This window comes from Falsiroseomonas sp. RANM36, from assembly GCF_056682175.1.
The window spans coordinates 434,289-450,905 of sequence record NZ_JBWXTD010000004.1 but is presented as its reverse complement, the minus strand read 5'-3'; the positions used below and the strand labels follow the sequence as shown (position 1 = coordinate 450,905).

Genomic DNA, 16,617 nt, shown 5'->3' with positions numbered 1-16,617 from the left:
CCCCCGCGCCCCCCCCGCCGCCCCCCCCCGCCCCCCCCCCCCCCCCCCCCCCCCCCCCCGCCCCCCCCCCCCCCCCCCCCCCGCCCCCCCCCCCCCCCCCCCCCCCCCCGCCACCAGGCGGCGACCGCCAGCGCGCAGCCCGCGACGCACAGGATGAAGACCAGTGGCGTCGCCAGGCCGACCTGACCGCCGATCAGCTCGCCCATGAAGCGGAGCGTGACGCCCGGCGCGTCCACGCCGGCACGCCCGCCCTGCTTGGCGAAGCTCGCCCAGCCATGCGCGGCGTTCCAGAGGATCACCGGGGCGAAGATCAGGCCCGCCAGCACGCCGCCGGCATAGAGCCGCCAGTCGCGCCACCAGCGCCAGGCTTGGCGGGACAGCAGCAGCCAGGCCACGGCGCCGGCTCCGAGCAGCACGGCGGTGTATTTCGAGAGCAGCGCGAGGCCGCAGAACAGGCCGAAGGCCAGCCACCAGCGCCCGTCACCCGCCGCATGCAGCCGCGCGAGCGCCCAGAGCGCGGCGCACCAGAAGACCAGCAGCGGCGTGTCGGGCGTGGCGAGGGTGCCGCCGACGCCGACGACCAGCGTGGCGTTGAACAGCGCCGCCGCCCAGGCGCCGGGACGCTCGGCCGGGAACAGCCGGTTCGCCGCATCGGCCAGCATCAGGCTGGCCAGCGCGAGGCCGATCGGCCCGAGCAGCCGGATGCCGAACGCGCCCTCCCCCGCCAGCAGCGTGCCGGCGCGGATGAACAGCGCGATCATCGGCGGGTGGTCGAGGTAGCCGGGCTGGAGCACGCGCGACCAGACCCAGTAATACGCCTCGTCCGGCGCCAGCGGCACGATCGCGGCGGCAGCCAGGCGCAGCGCGGTGACCGCAAGCAGCGCCCAGAGCCATGGGCTCATGCCTCAGCGCGCCCGCCAGACCAGCGTGGAGGAGACCGCGTAGTTCCAGACCACGGTGATCAGCGCGCCCGCTGCGCCGGCCAGCCCCCAGGCCAGCGCCCCGTCGCGGACCAGCAGGTTCGCGATGCCGACATTGGCCGCCGCGCCGACGCCGCAGACCAGGTAGAACAGCGCCAGCCCGCGCCACAGCGCCGGGGGGGGGCCGCGCGGGCGGGGGGGGGGGGGGGGCCCCCCCCCGCCGGATGTCGAAAGGGACCTGAGGGGCATGGTGGGCGCGGTAGGGATTGAACCTACGACCCCCGCCGTGTGAAGGCGATGCTCTCCCGCTGAGCTACGCGCCCATGCCATCGGGACGCGCTGGATAGGGGCGCCCGCCCCGGGGTGTCAAGCCGCGCTTGTCCTGCGGCGTGCCGCTCCGATATGCCGGCCATGATGCGCCGCCCTGCCGCCCTCGCCCTGCTCGCCCTGCTGCTGCCCGGCGCCGCCGCCGCAGAGCCCGTGCGGGCCCGCTACGAGGTGCACGCGCTGGGCTCCGTCCTGCTGGAGCTGGAGGCGCGCTTCGAGCTGAGCGAGGCCGCCTACCGCATCGAGGCCGCCTTCCGCACCCGCGGCATGGCGGCGCTGCTGGTGCCGGCCGAGCATGTCTCCCGCGCCCAGGGCGCCTTCACGGCCGAGGCCGCCTCGCCCGCCTCCTTCGTCTCGGAAGGCACCTGGCGCGGCAACCGGCGGCGCATCGTGCTGGACTGGACGAACCGCGACCCGCGCGTGGTGGAACTCGTGCCCAATGACGCCGCCGAGGACCGGGAACCGGTGCCCGCGCCCCTGAAGCGCGGCACGCTGGACATCCTCTCCGCCTTCGCCGCCCTGACCCGCCAGGTGGGCCGGGCCGGGCATTGCGACCTCGATGCGCCGCTCTTCGACGGGCGCCGCCGCAGCGACATCGCGACTCGCAGCGCGGGGCGGGAGCGGATCCTGCCCTGGCGGAACGCTTGGCATGGGGAGGCGCTGCGCTGCACCTATGAAGGCCGCCTCGTCGCCGGCTTCCGCCGCGACCAGGACCGCGCGCGGCAGGAGGAGCCGCAGCGCGGCACCGCCTGGATGGCCGCGCCCTATCCCGGCGCGCCGCCGATCCCGGTGCGCATCGACATCCCGACACGCTGGTTCGGCACCGCGACGGCGGTGCTGCTAGGGGCGGAACCCGTCCAGCGCCGCGCGGAGCTCGCCCGGTAGGGCTTCCGGCCGCGCCACCACCGGCGCGCCCTCGGCCATCGCCAGCGGGCCATATCCCCAGCCCACGAAGACGCAGGGCAGGCCCGCACCGCGCGCCGCCGCGATGTCGTTGCGGTGGTCGCCGACCATCACCGCCCCGCGGGGGGCGCCGCCGGCGGCCGCGATCGTCGCCTGCAGATGGCCGGGGTCCGGCTTCCGCGCCGCGAAGCTGTCCCCGGCGCCGAGCGCCGAGAGCCGGTCCAGCAGGCCGAGCGCGCCGAGCAGCTCCCGCGCCGCGGCCTCCGGCTTGTTCGTGCAGACGGCCAGGCGCCAGCCATCGGCCTGCAGCACGTCCAGCGCCTGCGCGATGCCGGGGAAGAGCCGGGTCTGCACCGCGGCATTGGCTTCGTAGTCTGCCATGAAGGCCTCCAGCGCCGCCGGGTCGAAGGGCTGCCCGCGGGCGGCGAGCGCCCGCGTCACCAGCATGCGCACCCCGTCGCCGATCATCCCGGTGACCTCGGCCAGCGTGAAGCCGGGCAGGCCGCGCGCGGCCATCAGGCGATCCAGGGCGGCGCGGATGTCGGGGGCGCTGTCCACCAGCGTCCCGTCCAGGTCGAAGACGGCGAGCCTTGTCATGGCTGGCGCGATAGGCCTGACGCGCCTGGCCGGCAAGCCGGCCGCTTGCCGCCGGCGCGCCAGCCGGTTACGCGGGCGCCCATGAAAGCCGCCGCCATCCTGCTCGCTGCCGGCCAGGGCACACGGATGAAGTCCGCCCTGCCGAAGACGCTCCACCCCCTGGCGGGCCGGCCGATGGTCCGCCACCTCCTGGCCGCGGTCGAACAGGCCTTCGACCGGGCGGCGGTGGTCGTCGGCCCCGACATGCCGGGGCTGGAGAAGGCCGTCGCGCCGCATCCCACGGTGGTGCAGCGGGACCGGCTCGGCACCGGCCATGCCGCGCTGCAGGCCATGCCCCTGCTCGAGGGGTTTTCCGGCGATGTCGCGGTGCTCTACGCCGACAATGCGCTGATCTCGGCGGCCACCATGCGCCGGCTGCGCGCCGCGCGGGCCGAGGCGGGGATGGCGCTTCTGTCCATGCGCCCGACCGATCCTGCGGAGTACGGCCGCGTTCTCACGGACGCCTCGGGGGCGGTCACGCGCGTCGTCGAATTCGCCGACGCGACGCCCGAGCAGCGCGCTGTCGGCCTGTGCAATGCCGGCGTGGTCTGCGCCGCGGCGCCCGACCTGCTGCGCTGGCTGCGCCAGGTGCGCAACGACAACCGCCAGGGCGAATACTACCTGACCGATGTCGTCGCGATCGCCGCGGCGGAGGGCGTGCGCGTGGTGGCGGTGGAGGCGCCGGAGGCCGAGCTGCGCGGGATCAATTCCCGCGCCGAACTCGCCGAGGCCGAGGCCGAGGTGCAACGCGGGCTGCGCCGCGCCGCGATGGACAACGGCGCGACGCTGATCCAGCCGGAAAGCGTGACGCTCAGCCACGACACCGTGCTGGGCCGCGACGTGACGGTGGGCCCCAGCGTGGTCTTCGGCCCCGGCGTGACCGTGGAGGACGAGGTCGAGATCCGCCCCTTCAGCCATCTGGAAGGTTGCACGGTGAAGCGCGGCGCGATCATCGGCCCCTTCGCGCGGCTGCGTCCGGGCACGGTGATCGAGCGCGGCGCGCATGTCGGCAACTTCGTGGAGCTGAAGGCCGCGGTGCTGGGCGCGGGCGCGAAGGCGAACCACCTGACCTATCTGGGCGATGCCGAGATAGGGGCTGGCGCCAACATCGGCGCCGGCACCATCACCTGCAACTATGACGGCGTGAAAAAGCACCGGACCGTGATCGGGGAAGGGGCCTTCATCGGCTCCGACACCGCGCTGGTCGCGCCGGTGGCGGTGGGCGCGCGCGCGATCACGGCTGCGGGCAGCGTGATCACCGACGACGTGCCGGACGACGCCATGGCCATCGCGCGCGGACGGCAAGCGAACAAACCGGGGCGCGGCGTCACGGGCAGGCGGCGCTGAGACACGGCCACGGCAGGCGGGATCGCTCGCCGAGCCGGAAAATGCCTTGACGCAAGGTGCCGGAGCGGTTTCGCCGCGTCCTACAGCGCGTTCTTGATGAGGTCCCCGTTCTTCATGATGACCTTGAAGTTGCGCTCGGGGTCGGCGACCAGCGCCAGGTTCTCGAGCGGGTTGCCCTCGACCAGCAGCATGTCGGCATAGGCGCCTTCGCGCAGCACGCCGAGCGGCCCGTCGCGATAGGGCGAGCGCGGACCGGACAGCGCGAGCAGTTGCCCCGCCATGCCGGTCGCCTGGCGCAGCGCCTCGACCGGGGTGAACCAGCGGCCGAGCTTGGCGAGCACCTTGCCCTGCTTGGTCGCGAGCAACGGGTCGAACAGCGTGTCGGTGCCCCACACCATCTTCACGCCGATCGCCTTGGCCAGGCGATAGACGCGCTCGGTGCCCGCCGTGACCAGGAGGTACTTGCGCCGGTTCTCCGAGCCCTCGGGGAAGGGGATCGCGTCCTCGTCGTCCAGCAGCGGCTGCATGCTGAGCCAGACGTCCTTCTCCGCCATCAGGCGCAGCGTCTCCTCGCCGAGCAGGTGGCCGTGCTCGATGCAGCGCACGCCGGCCTCGACCGCCTGACGGATCGCGGTGTCGGTGAAGGCATGGACGGTGACGTAGGTGTTCCAGTTGCGCGCGGCCTCCACGATCGCGGTCATCTCCGCCAGCGTGAACTGCGTGACGTCGATCGGGTCGTAGAAGGAGGAGACGCCGCCGCCAGCCATCGCCTTGACCTGCGAGGCGCCCATGCGCAGCACCTCCCGCGTGCGGCGGAGCACCTCGGGCACGCCGTCGGCGACCAGCGTCTGGCCCGTGCGCTGCAGGTAGTCGAGCGGCGCGCCGGGATTGGCCGGCACGTCGTTCGGCCCGCGGAAGTCGCCATGGCCCGAAGTCTGGGAGATGTAGCCGCCGGAGGGAAAGATGCGCGGCCCGAGGATCGTGCCCTCGTCGGTCGCACGGTGCAGGCCGAAGACGTTGCCGCCGACGTCGCGCACCGTGGTGAAGCCGCGCATCAGCGCGTCGCGGTTCGCGCGCACGGCGTGGAGGTTCATGTAGGCGACGTCGGCCTGCAGCAGCTGCGCCTGCGGAATGGTGGCGAAGAGCGAGTGCCAGTGCATGTCGATCAGGCCCGGCATCAGCGTCCGCCCGGCACCGTCGATCACCGTCGCGCCTGCCGCATCGATCGCGGCGGTCGAGATGCGGCGGACCAGGTGGCCCTCGACGAGGACGCTCGCGCGCGCGCTGCGCTGGTCCGCCATGCCGTCGAAGACATGGACGTTGGTGAAGAGCACCGGCCGGGGCGCGGGGCGCGCGCCCGGGGCGGCGGCGCCGCGCGGCGCGACAGCCGCGGCGCCGATTCCGGCGAGCCCGCCGAGCGCCAGGCGCCGCGACACCGGCGTCTCGTGCCAGGCCTTGTCCATCATCGCATTGATGCGGGCGATGGCGGGGCTGTGGCAGAGACAGCCGAAGACAGGTGCGACGGGCTCGTCCGCGGGCGTGCAGGTGAACATGGCTCTCTCCATCCCGTTGGTCCGATTGCAGCGACCGCGCCGCCCTGTCCCGGAACGCTGACACGCCGGCATTTTTCGGAGCAAGCGGAGATTCCCCGCGTTGGCCACGCGGCAGGCGACGACACCGCGTCGGCCGCGCGCGAGAATCTTCGCCGCGGCGCGCCGCCCTGGTTCAGGCCGATGTCGGCCCGTCACCCACCCGCAAGACGCTTGGCTGCGGCGCGCAGGTAGCCCGGAGAATGATCGACGCCGGCGACTCTTTCGTCATTGGTCGCGAGCCCGAAGTAGCAGCCGCAGAAATCGCGCGCAGGATCGACATAGATGCCCTGGCCCATGTTGCCGTGCTTGAACATGGCGCCATCGGCGAACGCATGATCCCATTGCGCCGTGTTGAAGGCCGGCGTTTCACCGAACCAGCGCTGGCCGTAGGCGAGTTCGGTGGAGTTCGCGTAGGCCGCCGGATTTCCGAGAGACTGGATATCTCTGAGCAGCGCGTCGGACACGATCCTTTCGCTGGAGACGACGTTCCAGCTGGGCATGTAGATCAGCGCATAGCGCAGCATGTCCTCGAGCGTGGTGAAGTTCAGACCGCCGGCGATCGCCGTGCCGTCGGGCGACAGGCCTATGACGAAAGGGTTGCGCGCACCGATCTTCGACCAGACCCGCTCGTTCCAGAACTGCTCCCACGATTGGCCGGTCACGCGCTCAGCCAGCAGGACCAGTGCCATGGTATTGGATGTGGAATAGCGGAAGACATCACCGGGCTTCTCGCCGCTCAGCGGCTGGACGCCCCTGAGAAGCTTACGCCATTCGCCCGGGTCCCCGCCGGGCGTGAAGATTGACGTGAAGAAGCGCGAAATCCATGAGTTCGGGTTGCTCAGGCTTTCGAAGTCCTCCTCGTTGTCGACTCCGACCGACATGTTCATCGTGTTCTTGACGCTGACATTGTCCCAGTAGCTGCCGGCGAGTTCCGGAACGTAGGCCGACAGCGGCCGTCCCATGTCCACCTTGCCCTCGCTGGCGAGCATCGACACCATCAGGCCGGCCGTGGTCTTCGAGGCGGACATCCAGACGTGGTAATCCATCGGATTCATGCCCGGGTAGATCTCGAACACGACCTTGCCGCGGTGCGCCATCATCATGCCCTGCACCTGGCGGGGGCCGACGAGGTACTCGCGCAGCGGCGGGTTCCTCGAGCCGTCGAGGTTGTTGAAGGTCAGGTCGAGCAGACCAGGCTGGATGGCCCGCTCCAGCACGCTGAATTCGGTCTGTGCGGTGACGACCTGCGACCTGAAGAACTTCGGGATGTGCATGTTGTAGTAGACGCTGTCGTCGTTACCCGACTGCCAGTTCGGGAAGTTGAATCGCGAGGTCGCCGCCTCGACGAACGCGATCGGCTGCGGGCGCTTCCAGCGCGCCATCGGGCTGTTCACGGTCAGCGGCTCGAAGCCCGGCGCGCCGGCGCGGACGGGCCTGCGTGCCTGCGCTGCCGCCGGCTGTGGGGCGAGTGTCAGTGCGGTGGTCGCGACGGCGGCCGCAGTGGCGCCGAACAGGGTGCGGCGATCCAGGCCGGTGGGTCCGTCTTGAAGCATGCTCATCATCGTCTCCATCATCAATGCCGCATGGCCGCGCGTCACTCGCAACAGGCGATGGCGCCGCGGAACCGCGGCTGCGAGCCCGGAACGCCGCCGCCGAAATCCCGCGGGACGGCGTAGAAGCGCTGCGTCCAGCCCTCGGCGTTCAGCGGTTCCACGCGGCCAGGCGTCGGATCGAAGCGGATCGGCTGGCCGGGATTGACGTCCTTCAGCACCTCGGAGTTGTCGACCACCACGGTGCCGTTGACGACGACCCAGGGGATGCCCTCCGACGGCAGCGTGCCCTTCGCGTAGGTCGCCTTGTCCGCGACGGTCGCGGGGTGGAAGACGGTGATGTCGGCCACCATGCCGACCTGCATCCGGCCCCTCTCCTGCATCGACTTCAGGCCGAGCTTTCCGAGCGGCACGGCGGAATTGTAGCTGAGCTGCGCGATGCTCTGCATGAGCGGGATGCCATTCTCCCGGCCCATGCGCAGCGCCTTCGCGCAGCTTCCGGCGCCGCGCGGATGGCTGTTGGGCAGGTCCTCGAACGGCGTGTCCCAGGTGATGCCGTCGGCGATGATCGGCATCGTGTCCGACGCGATGGCCACGCCCGGCATCTTCAGCCAATCGACGATCGCCGATTCCGGCATCTTGTAGACGATGACGAGCCGGGCCGGCTCGGTCTTCATCCGCTCCGCCCGGCTTTCGCGCGTGTAGAACTCTCCGGTGAGCGCGTCCTGGATCGTGTCCTCGTAACGATAGCCGAGCTGCTCCACCCAGACCGCGGGTTCGAGGAAGACGGCGTTCAGCGACGTGGAGCCGGCGTTGTAGGGATAGAGCTCGCCCCAGACATTCATCCCACGCTCGCGCATGCGCGTGAGCAGCTCGTGGACCAGGTTGTAGCCCGGGTTGTTGAAGTGGCAGGCGATGGCCGGCGCGCCGAGGGCGGCAGCGTTGGCGAGCAATTCCTGGATGCCGTTGGTCTCCTGGACGTCGCTGCCCGGCGTGTAGCGGAAGTGGAAGCCGGCCTGGCGGCCATAGAGGCCGGACAGCTTCTGGATCTCGAAGGCCTCCCGTGCCGAGACGCCGTCGCGCATGTAGCCGAGGGTCGAGCCGATGCCGATCGCCCCCGCGGCGAGGCCGGCATCGAGCACCCGCAGGATCTCATTCCCCTGCGCGACGTCCGGACGGGTCAGGGACCAGCCGGTCTTGCTCGATCCGCGGTGGTTCATCGCCTCGGGCGTGTCGGTCGTGGTGATCCCGTCGAGGACGAGGGCGCGGGCGAACTCGTGGGCGCTGGCGCAGCCATAGTTGACCTGGTTGCGGCCCTCGCGCGCGCCGTACCAGTCGGCGACGCGAGTGCCGAGCGTGCCCATCTCTAGGTCCATGACCGTGGTGCGGCCGTCGCGCAGGGCGAGCTTGTTGCCCATGGGACGGGGCCAGTGGAAATGCGTGTCGATGAAGCCGGGCGCGACGACATGACCGGTCGCATCGATCGCGCGCCGGCCGTCGAGCGCCGCGCGCGTGATGGCGACGATGCGGCCATTGCGGACGCCGACATTCGCCACGTCGTCGAAACGCGTCTCCGGGTCCATGACGCGGCCGTTGCGGATGACGAGGTCCAGCCCTTCCGTGGTCTGCGCCGCGGACGAGGCGACGGCCGCGCAGGACAGGACCGCCGTAGCTGAAGCGGCGAGACCGAGTTCGCGACGGGTGAGCCGGAAAATCGACATGCAGAGCCCTCCTCCCGGGTCGCGCGCGCCGCGCACGGCACGAGCGCACGGACCTGTGGAAACAGGTCTTACGGGGCTGGCAGAGCAGAAGGTTTGCGTGACGTGCCACGCAGATTAGAATCATGGCATAATAGGCAAAACGAAGCGCTGAGGTGACGGAGGGGAGGCCGCACGACATGACCAGCCGCTCGGAACCGAAGTTCACGCGCGCCGGACTGCTGCAGATCCTTGTCAGGGCCTTCCAGGCGCGAGGCGGCGAGATCGGCCCGATCCTGCAGCGCAACGGCATCCCGGAAGCGGCGCTGACCGAGCCGGATCGCCTTGTCGAGGCATCAGCGCTCTACGCCGCATGCGAGGACATGGCGACGGCGCTGGGCGATCGGTATCTCTGCGCCGAGGTTGCCCGCGCGGCGGCGATCCGCGGCGTTCCGACGCTGCGCAATGCCGCGGCGAATGCGCGCTCCCTCGGCGACTTCCTGGTCGGCGCGATCATCGAAACCAGCCTCCGATCCGACAACGTCGCCTACAGCCTGCGGGTCGCCGCCGAAGCGGCCATCTTCCGCATCCGACGGACGCGCAGGATCGTGGGGCCGACCGCGCAGGTAGATGCCGTGGGCGTGGCCTTCTACGCGACGTTGATCAGTCACGGCCTTGGCGAGGTGTTCGACGCTGACCGGATGCTCGTGGTGGCGCCTTCGATCGACGGCGTGCCGCCCGGCGCCGTACCGGCACGCATGCTGGTCGGCTCGCCCGATATCGCACTGTCCATCACCTTTCCGACCGACTGGCTTCTCGCGCCGTTCTCGCCCGGCTGGGGGACGGGCGATGGCGCGCCCGACGAGTTCGGAGCCGCCACGCAGGAGGAGGCGGCGCTCGCCTTCATGCGCGAGGCGATCCGCCGGCATCTCGCGGATCCGGACTTCGACCTGACCCGACTCGCCGCTGCTTGCCGGATCAGTCGGCGTCGCCTGCAGCGCCTGCTGGCCGAGCACGGGACATCCTTCCGGTCGCTGCAGGACGAGGTGCGGCGGGAGGTGGCGCTCGCGCTGCTCCCGACCCATCGCGGCCCGCTGCGGGACCTGGCATGGCAGCTTGGCCTGTCGGGCGAGGCGGCGCTTGGCCGGAGCTACCGGCGCTGGACCGGCGAGGCGCCAGGCGCGCATCGGCGCCGCATGCGCCCGGAGCCGTAGCAGCGTCCGGCGGCGTGGAAGATCGGACGGTCATGCTCCGGCGCCCGCTGGTCCGCCCCGGCTCGCTGGCATCGGGCCGGGGCCCGCCCTATCCTCCGCCTGACCAAGGGAAGGCAGAGGGAAAGGAAGACCGCCATGCTCGACACCGTCGCGAAGCTGCCCCTGAAGGACCCCGGGTTGTTCCGCCAGCAGAATTTGGTCGGCGGCCGATGGATCGATGCCGCCAGCGGCAAGACGCTGACGGTGCGCAATCCCGCGACGGGCGACATCGTTGGCACCGTGCCCTCGCTCTCCGCGGCCGAGACCCGCGTGGCGATCGAGGCAGCGCATGCCGCGCAGCCCGCCTGGCGTGCGATGCTTGCGAAGGACCGCGCGGCGATCCTGCGCAGGCTGAACGACCTGATGCTGGCCAATGCCGACGACCTCGCCGCGATCATGACGGCCGAGCAGGGCAAGCCGCTGGCCGAGAGCAAGGGCGAGATCGCCTATGCCGCCAGCTTCATCGAATGGTTCGCGGAGGAAGGGAAGCGCATCTATGGCGACACCATCCCGCAGAACGCCAAGGGCCGCCGCATCCTGGTGCTGAAGGAGCCGATCGGCGTCTTCGCCGCGATCACGCCCTGGAATTTCCCGGCGGCGATGATCACGCGCAAGGCCGGCCCCGGCTGGGCGGCGGGCTGCACCGGCGTGATCCGCCCGGCCTCGCAGACGCCGTTCTCCGCGTTGGCGATCGGCGTGCTGGCGGAGCGCGCGGGCATGCCGCCGGGCGTGTGCAACATCATCACCGGGCCTTCCGGCGAGACGGGCGGCGAGCTGACCTCGAACCCGCTCGTCCGGAAATTCTCCTTCACGGGGTCTACCGAGGTCGGGCGCAAGCTGCTGGAGCAATGCGCGAAGACGATCAAGAAGACGTCCATGGAACTTGGCGGCAACGCGCCCTTCATCGTCTTCGACGACGCCGACCTCGACGCCGCGGTGCAGGGCGCGATGGCAAGCAAGTATCGCAACACCGGCCAGACCTGCGTCTGCGCCAACCGCATCCTGGTGCAGGACGGTGTGTATGATGCTTTCGCGGAGAAGCTGAAGCAGGCGGTGGAGGCGCTGAAGGTCGGCAACGGCATGGAGCCCGGCGTCACCCAGGGGCCGCTGATCAATGCCGATGCGGTGGCGAAGGTGGAGGAGCATATCGCCGACGCGACGGCGAAGGGGGCGAAGGTCATCACCGGCGGCAAGCGTCATGCGAAGGGCGGCAACTTCTTCGAGCCGACGCTGCTGGTGAACGTGCCGCCCGACGCGCTGGTCTTCCGCGAGGAGACCTTCGGGCCCGTCGCGCCGCTGTTCCGCTTCAAGACGGAGGAGGAGGCGGTGAAGCTGGCGAACGCATCCGAGTTCGGCCTCGCCGCCTATTTCTATGCCCGCGACGTCGGCCGTATCTTCCGCGTGGCCGAGGCGCTGGAGAGCGGCATCATCGGCATCAACGAGGGCATCATCTCGACCGAGGTCGCACCCTTCGGCGGCGTGAAGGAAAGCGGCCTCGGCCGCGAGGGATCGAAATACGGCATCGAGGACTATCTCGAGATCAAGTACCTCGCGCTCGGCGGCATCGGAAGCTGACGCTGCGAATCTCCCTCCCCCGCGACGCGGGGGAGGGCCGGGCTGGGGGCCGCGCGCCCTTCGTCGCAGGGGAAACATCGTGACCATCGTCCTGCCTCTCCGCGCGACCGCTGGTCGCGCCATTGGATCGCCCTGACATGCGCGCCGCCGTCGCCAGCTTCGAATTCGAGGGCAATTCCCTCTCGCTCCGCGTCACCACCCGCGCCGATTTCGCGCGCATGGGCATCCATGAAGGCGCCGCCGTGCTGCAGGCCGCGGAGGGCAAGGACCTCGCGCTGACCGGCGGCATCCACGCGCTGCGCGACGCGGGCGTGGACGTGGTGCCGATCTTCGCCGCGAAGGGCGGCGCGGGCGGGCATATCGAGGACAGCTTCCTCGCCGAGGCGCTGGAGCGCATCGTCGGGGGCATCGCCGCCGCGCTGCCGCTCGACGGCGTCTATCTCGCGCTCCATGGCGCGATGATCTGCGCGCGGGAGAAGGACCCCGAAGGCGCCGTGCTCGCTGCTTTGCGCGCGCGCATCGGGCCCGACATCCCCATCGCGATCAGCCTCGACCTGCATGCGCATGTCACGCCGCGCATGGTCGCGGCGGCGAACATCGTGGTCGGCTACGAGACCTATCCGCATGTGGACGCCTACCGCACCGGCGCCTGCGCGGCGGGGCTGCTCCTGCGCGCCATGCGCGGCGAGATCCGGCCGGTCACGCGCATCCGGAAGTACAACGCGATCGTGCCGGTGCTGGGCGGCGCCACGCTTGGCGATGCGCCGATGGCGCAGGTGGCGGCGGAGGCGCGCGCGATGGAACGCGCCGGGCGCGCGCTGTCCGTCAGCTACTTCCCCGTGCAGCCCTGGCTGGACATGGCGGATGTCGGCATCACCGGCCTCGCCGTGACGGATGGCGATCCCGACGGTGCGGAGGCGGTCGCGCACGAGATCCTCGACGCGATGTACGCGCGCCGCCACGACTTCGAGCTGCCGGCCATGACGCCGGACGAGGCCGTGCAGGCGGCGCTGCGGATGGACGGCCGCGTGCTGATCATCGACACGCCGGATTCCATCGGCGGCGGCGCCTCCGGCGACGCGCCCGCGCTGCTTGCTGCGATCCTGAAGCATGCGCCGGACGTGCCCTCGGCGCTCGCCATCGTGGACCCCGCGGCCGTGCAACGCGCGCAAGCGCTTGGCGTCGGCACGGAAGAAGAGTTCGCGATCGGCGCCTGGCAGGACACGCGCTGGTTCTCGCCGGTGCGCGTCACCGCACGCGTCGAGCGGCTCTGCGACGGCAATTTCGTCTATCGCGGCGGTCCCGTCGCGGGCGCCACCGGCCGGCTCGGCCCGAGCGCGGTGCTGCGCGTCGGCGGTCTCCAGCTTCTCGTCACCAGCCACGCCGTCTACGAGCATCTCGACGAGCACTACGCCGCCTGCGGCATCGACATCGCCGCCTGCAGGATCGCCTCCTTCAAGCAGCTGATGAATTTCCGCAAGCTGCTCGGCCCTGGCGTGGACTTCATCGCGCTGCACGGGCAGGGTGGCACGCCGCTGCGCCTGCAGGACGTGGCATGGCGGCATCGGCGCCGGCCCTGGTGGCCCGCCGACGACATGGCGGTGCCGGAAAGGCTGCCGGACACCGTCTGAACCAGAAGAATTCGCCGGAGAGGAAGGCACCAAGCATGATCCGCCGCAGGACCCTCATCGCCGCAACCGCCGCTTCGCCGCTGCTCGCGACGCCCTCCCTCGCGCAGCGTGCGCGCGTGCTGCGCTACGTGCCGAGCTCGAACCTGACGATCCTGGACCCGGTCTTCACGCCGGCGGCGGTGTCCATCACCCATGGCTACTGCGTGTTCGACACGCTCTACGGCATGGATGCCAACCTGCAGCCGGTGCCCCAGATGGCCGCCGGCCACACCGTCTCCGCCGACGGCCTCACCTGGGAGATCACGCTCCGCGACGGGCTGAAGTTCCATGATGGCGAGCCGGTGCGCGCGCGCGACTGCGCCGCGAGCCTTGAACGCTGGTCCAAGCGCGACGGCTTCGGCCAGGCGCTCGGCGCGGCCACCGAAAGCTTCGGCTTCAAGGACGACAAGACCATCGTCATCAGGCTGAAGCGCCCCTTCGGCCGGCTGCTGCACGCCATCGGCAAGCCGCATTCCTCGCCGGCGATGATCATGCCGGAGCGTCTGGCGAAGACCAGCCCGACCGCGCAGGTGACCGAGATGGTCGGCTCCGGCCCCTTCCGCTTCAAGCGCGACGAATACGTCTCCGGCGCCCGCATGGTGTATGAGAAATTCGCGGACTACGTGCCGCGGTCCGAGGCGCCGGCCTGGACCTCCGGCGGCAAGGTCGTGAACTTCGACCGCCTGGAATGGCAGGTGATCCCCGACCCCGCCACGTCCTCTGCGGCGATCCAGGCGGGCGAGGTGGACTGGGTCGCCTCCGTGCTGCCGGAACTCGCGCAGGCCGTGGCGCGGAACCGCAACGTGCAGCTGTTCCGCGTGGACCCCTTCGGCGTGATGGCGGTGCTGCGCTTCAATCACCTGCAGCCGCCCTTCGACAAACTCGCCGTGCGCCAGGCGCTGCTCAAGGCGATCGACCAGACGCCCTTCATCCAGGCCGTGACCGCCCGGCCGGAGGATGGCGAGACCTGCCTCTCGATGTTCCCCTGCGGCATGCCTGGCGTGACCGAGGTGGGCAAGGGCGTGATGGGCACGCTGGATGCCGCCGCGGCGCGCCGCGCGCTCTCCGCGGCCGGCTATGCCGGCGAGAAGGTGGTGATCCTCAACCCCACCGACATCGCCTCGATCAATGCGCACAGCCTGCTCGTCGCGGACCTGCTGCGCCGCATCGGGATGAATGTGGATCTGCAGGACCTGGACTGGGGCACGGTGGTGCAACGCCGCGTCTCCAAGAACCCGGTGGATCGCGGCGGCTGGAGCCTGGCCTGCACGAACTGGCCCGCTATCTCCATCGACAACCCCGCCACCAACGCCACCACGCGCGGCCTCGGCGACACCGGCTGGTGGGGCTGGTTCAGCGATGCCGAGACCGAGGCGCTGGTCACGCGCTGGCTCGCCGCCGGCGCGCCGGCGGAGGCCGACGCGCTGTTCCTGGCCGCGCAGCGCCGCGCGCTGGAAACGGTGCCGACCATCCCGCTCGGCCGCACCTTCTCGGACGGGGCGATGCGGCGCGACCTGACCGGGGCGCTGCACGGCTCGGTGCACACCTTCTGGAATGTGCGGCGGAGCTAGGGCAGGGCGGGCAGGCCCCCGGGCGCGCCCTGCAAGGTTGGCAGGGCGCGCCGGCGGCGCCACATTCCCGGCCGCAGGAACAGGGGCCGCCTTCCATGGCTTATGATTTCGACCTCTTCGTCATCGGTGGCGGGAGCGCGGGCGTGCGCTGCGCCCGCATCGCCGCCAGCCATGGCGCGCGCGCGGGCGTGGCGGAGGAGCGCTTCTGGGGCGGGACCTGCGTCAATGTCGGCTGCGTGCCGAAGAAGATCATGGTCAATGCGGCCGAATACGGCATGTGGGCCGAGGATGCGGCCGCCTTCGGCTGGCACGTCACGAAGCACCGGCATGACTGGCAGAAGCTCGCCGCAGCCCGCGACGCCGAGGTGGCGCGACTCTCCGGCATCTACGACAAGCTGTTGAAGGGCGCCGGCGCCACCACCTTCGACGCCCGCGCGACGCTGCTCGACCCGCACACGGTGCAGGTCGGCGAGCAGCGCGTCACTGCCGAGCGCATCGTGATCGCCACCGGCGGCCAGCCGCATCGCCTGGAGATTCCCGGCGCCGAGCTCGGCCTGATCTCGGACGATCTCTTCACCCTCAAGGAACTGCCGAAGCGCGTGGCCGTGCTCGGCTCCGGCTACATCGCGGTGGAATTCGCCTGCCTGCTGCGCGGCCTGGGCGCGGAGGTGGATCTCGTCTATCGCGCGTCCCTGCCGCTGCGCGGCTTCGACGAGGACATCCGCGCCGCGCTGGCCGAGGCGCTGACCGCGCAGGGCATCCGCCTCAACCCCGATGTCGCGCCCACCCGCATCACGCGCGCCGACAACGAGCTGCTGCTCGGCCTCTCGACCAACTTCGTGCGGGAGGTGGACGCGGTGTTCTTCTGCACCGGCCGCCAGCCCTACACGCAGGGCCTCGGGCTGGAGGCCGCCGGCGTCGCCACCGACCCGGAGGGCGCCGTTGTCGTGGACGACGACCACGCGACCAGCGCGAAGCACATCTTCGCCATCGGCGACGTGATCAACCGCGTCAACCTGACCCCGATGGCCACCGCCGTCGGCCATGCCCTGGCCGACACGCTGTTCGGCGGCCGGCCGCGCAAGGCGAGCTACGCGAACGTGCCGAGCGCGGTCTTCACCTCGCCGCCCATCGGCACGGTCGGCCTGACCGAAGCCGAGGCCGCGGCGCAGGGCCCGGTGGACATCTACCTGACGCGCTTCACCCCGATGCGCCACACGATCAGCAAGCGCGAAGGCCGCAAGACGGTGATGAAGCTGGTGGTGGACCAGCCGACGCAGCGCATCCTCGGCGCCCATATGCTGGGCGAGGACGCGGCCGAGATCATGCAGGGCATCGGCATCGCCGTGGCGATGGGCGCGACCAAGCAGGATTTCGACCGCACCATCGGCATTCATCCGACCGCCGCGGAGGAATTCGTCACGCTGCGCACCCGGGCGCGGGAGGCGGGCGTGAAGGCCGCGGCCGAATAGCGCCGCCACGCCCGGCGGGGCGGGGGGGGGGGGGGGGGGGGGGGCGCCCCCCCCCCCCCCCCCCCCCCCCCCCCCCCCCCCCCCCCCGCGGGGCGCGCCGCCGC

14 protein-coding genes and 1 tRNA gene are annotated in these 16,617 nt (G+C 71.2%); 7 read left to right on the top strand and 8 right to left on the bottom strand.

What is annotated here, in order from left to right:
• The 3 genes from AC1MIR_RS15925 to AC1MIR_RS15915 all read right to left on the bottom strand — a co-directional run.
• Positions 1-902 (bottom strand): glycosyltransferase family 39 protein (locus AC1MIR_RS15925; RefSeq protein ID WP_480029167.1); only part of this gene is annotated, 902 nt, incomplete at its 3' end.
• Between the two features lie 3 nt (positions 903-905).
• A complete protein-coding gene (locus AC1MIR_RS15920; protein WP_480029166.1) occupies positions 906-1,169 on the bottom strand; it encodes a GtrA family protein in 264 nt (87 codons plus the stop codon).
• Positions 1,169-1,243 (bottom strand) — tRNA-Val (locus AC1MIR_RS15915). The genes AC1MIR_RS15920 and AC1MIR_RS15915 overlap by 1 nt, the downstream gene beginning before the upstream one ends.
• Before the next feature lie 88 nt (positions 1,244-1,331).
• Between AC1MIR_RS15915 and AC1MIR_RS15910 the strand changes: the two genes are divergently transcribed.
• Complete coding sequence (locus AC1MIR_RS15910; RefSeq protein ID WP_480029165.1) at positions 1,332-2,132, top strand: DUF3108 domain-containing protein; 801 nt, start codon at positions 1,332-1,334, stop codon at positions 2,130-2,132.
• Here the strand turns inward: AC1MIR_RS15910 and gph are convergent.
• Positions 2,088-2,747, bottom strand: coding sequence for a phosphoglycolate phosphatase (gph, locus tag AC1MIR_RS15905; RefSeq protein ID WP_480029164.1), 660 nt, complete (start codon positions 2,745-2,747; stop codon positions 2,088-2,090). The genes AC1MIR_RS15910 and gph overlap by 45 nt on opposite strands.
• 81 nt (positions 2,748-2,828) lie before the next feature.
• Here gph and glmU point away from each other — a divergent pair, with 81 nt between their 5' ends.
• On the top strand, positions 2,829-4,133 hold the full coding sequence (glmU, locus tag AC1MIR_RS15900) for a bifunctional UDP-N-acetylglucosamine diphosphorylase/glucosamine-1-phosphate N-acetyltransferase GlmU (RefSeq protein WP_480029163.1): 1,305 nt from the start codon (positions 2,829-2,831) through the stop codon (positions 4,131-4,133).
• Between the two features lie 80 nt (positions 4,134-4,213).
• Here glmU and AC1MIR_RS15895 read toward each other — a convergent pair whose 3' ends face one another.
• From AC1MIR_RS15895 to AC1MIR_RS15885, 3 genes are all read right to left on the bottom strand, one after another.
• A complete protein-coding gene (locus AC1MIR_RS15895; protein ID WP_480029162.1) occupies positions 4,214-5,686 on the bottom strand; it encodes a metal-dependent hydrolase family protein in 1,473 nt (490 codons plus the stop codon).
• Positions 5,687-5,877: 191 nt separating this feature from the next.
• On the bottom strand, positions 5,878-7,299 hold the full coding sequence (locus AC1MIR_RS15890) for a serine hydrolase domain-containing protein (RefSeq protein WP_480029161.1): 1,422 nt from the start codon (positions 7,297-7,299) through the stop codon (positions 5,878-5,880).
• Positions 7,300-7,319: 20 nt separating this feature from the next.
• Entirely contained in the window at positions 7,320-8,996 is a 1,677-nt protein-coding gene (locus tag AC1MIR_RS15885; RefSeq protein ID WP_480029160.1) for an amidohydrolase family protein, read from the bottom strand.
• Positions 8,997-9,172: 176 nt separating this feature from the next.
• Here AC1MIR_RS15885 and AC1MIR_RS15880 point away from each other — a divergent pair, with 176 nt between their 5' ends.
• From AC1MIR_RS15880 to gorA, 5 genes are all read left to right on the top strand, one after another.
• Positions 9,173-10,186 (top strand): helix-turn-helix domain-containing protein, encoded by a 1,014-nt coding sequence (locus AC1MIR_RS15880; RefSeq protein WP_480029159.1) that lies wholly within the window; start codon positions 9,173-9,175, stop codon positions 10,184-10,186.
• Positions 10,187-10,321: 135 nt separating this feature from the next.
• Positions 10,322-11,800, top strand: coding sequence for an NADP-dependent succinate-semialdehyde dehydrogenase (gene gabD / locus AC1MIR_RS15875; RefSeq protein ID WP_480029158.1), 1,479 nt, complete (start codon positions 10,322-10,324; stop codon positions 11,798-11,800).
• Between the two features lie 137 nt (positions 11,801-11,937).
• The gene (locus AC1MIR_RS15870) at positions 11,938-13,431 is read left to right on the top strand and encodes a M81 family metallopeptidase (RefSeq protein ID WP_480029157.1); all 1,494 of its coding nucleotides are present in this window, start codon (positions 11,938-11,940) and stop codon (positions 13,429-13,431) included.
• A 35-nt stretch (positions 13,432-13,466) separates the two neighbouring features.
• On the top strand, positions 13,467-15,041 hold the full coding sequence (locus tag AC1MIR_RS15865) for an ABC transporter substrate-binding protein (protein ID WP_480029156.1): 1,575 nt from the start codon (positions 13,467-13,469) through the stop codon (positions 15,039-15,041).
• Between the two features lie 95 nt (positions 15,042-15,136).
• Positions 15,137-16,513 (top strand): glutathione-disulfide reductase, encoded by a 1,377-nt coding sequence (gene gorA / locus AC1MIR_RS15860; protein ID WP_480029155.1) that lies wholly within the window; start codon positions 15,137-15,139, stop codon positions 16,511-16,513.
• On the opposite strand, the gene AC1MIR_RS15855 is transcribed toward gorA, so the two are convergent.
• Positions 16,435-16,617: hypothetical protein (locus AC1MIR_RS15855; protein ID WP_480029154.1), on the bottom strand; the 183-nt coding region annotated here is incomplete at its 5' end. The two genes, gorA and AC1MIR_RS15855, sit on opposite strands and share 79 nt — an antisense overlap.

Bases quoted from the DNA above. Each gene is read 5' to 3' on its own strand.
- AC1MIR_RS15920 (WP_480029166.1), bottom strand. From the start codon at position 1,169: ATGCCCCTCAGGTCCCTTTCGACATCCGGCGGGGGGGGGCCCCCCCCC.
- AC1MIR_RS15910 (WP_480029165.1), top strand. From the start codon at position 1,332: ATGATGCGCCGCCCTGCCGCCCTCGCCCTGCTCGCCCTGCTGCTGCCC.
- gph (WP_480029164.1), bottom strand. From the start codon at position 2,747: ATGACAAGGCTCGCCGTCTTCGACCTGGACGGGACGCTGGTGGACAGC.
- glmU (WP_480029163.1), top strand. From the start codon at position 2,829: ATGAAAGCCGCCGCCATCCTGCTCGCTGCCGGCCAGGGCACACGGATG.
- AC1MIR_RS15895 (WP_480029162.1), bottom strand. From the start codon at position 5,686: ATGTTCACCTGCACGCCCGCGGACGAGCCCGTCGCACCTGTCTTCGGC.
- AC1MIR_RS15890 (WP_480029161.1), bottom strand. From the start codon at position 7,299: ATGATGGAGACGATGATGAGCATGCTTCAAGACGGACCCACCGGCCTG.
- AC1MIR_RS15885 (WP_480029160.1), bottom strand. From the start codon at position 8,996: ATGTCGATTTTCCGGCTCACCCGTCGCGAACTCGGTCTCGCCGCTTCA.
- AC1MIR_RS15880 (WP_480029159.1), top strand. From the start codon at position 9,173: ATGACCAGCCGCTCGGAACCGAAGTTCACGCGCGCCGGACTGCTGCAG.
- gabD (WP_480029158.1), top strand. From the start codon at position 10,322: ATGCTCGACACCGTCGCGAAGCTGCCCCTGAAGGACCCCGGGTTGTTC.
- AC1MIR_RS15870 (WP_480029157.1), top strand. From the start codon at position 11,938: ATGCGCGCCGCCGTCGCCAGCTTCGAATTCGAGGGCAATTCCCTCTCG.
- AC1MIR_RS15865 (WP_480029156.1), top strand. From the start codon at position 13,467: ATGATCCGCCGCAGGACCCTCATCGCCGCAACCGCCGCTTCGCCGCTG.
- gorA (WP_480029155.1), top strand. From the start codon at position 15,137: ATGGCTTATGATTTCGACCTCTTCGTCATCGGTGGCGGGAGCGCGGGC.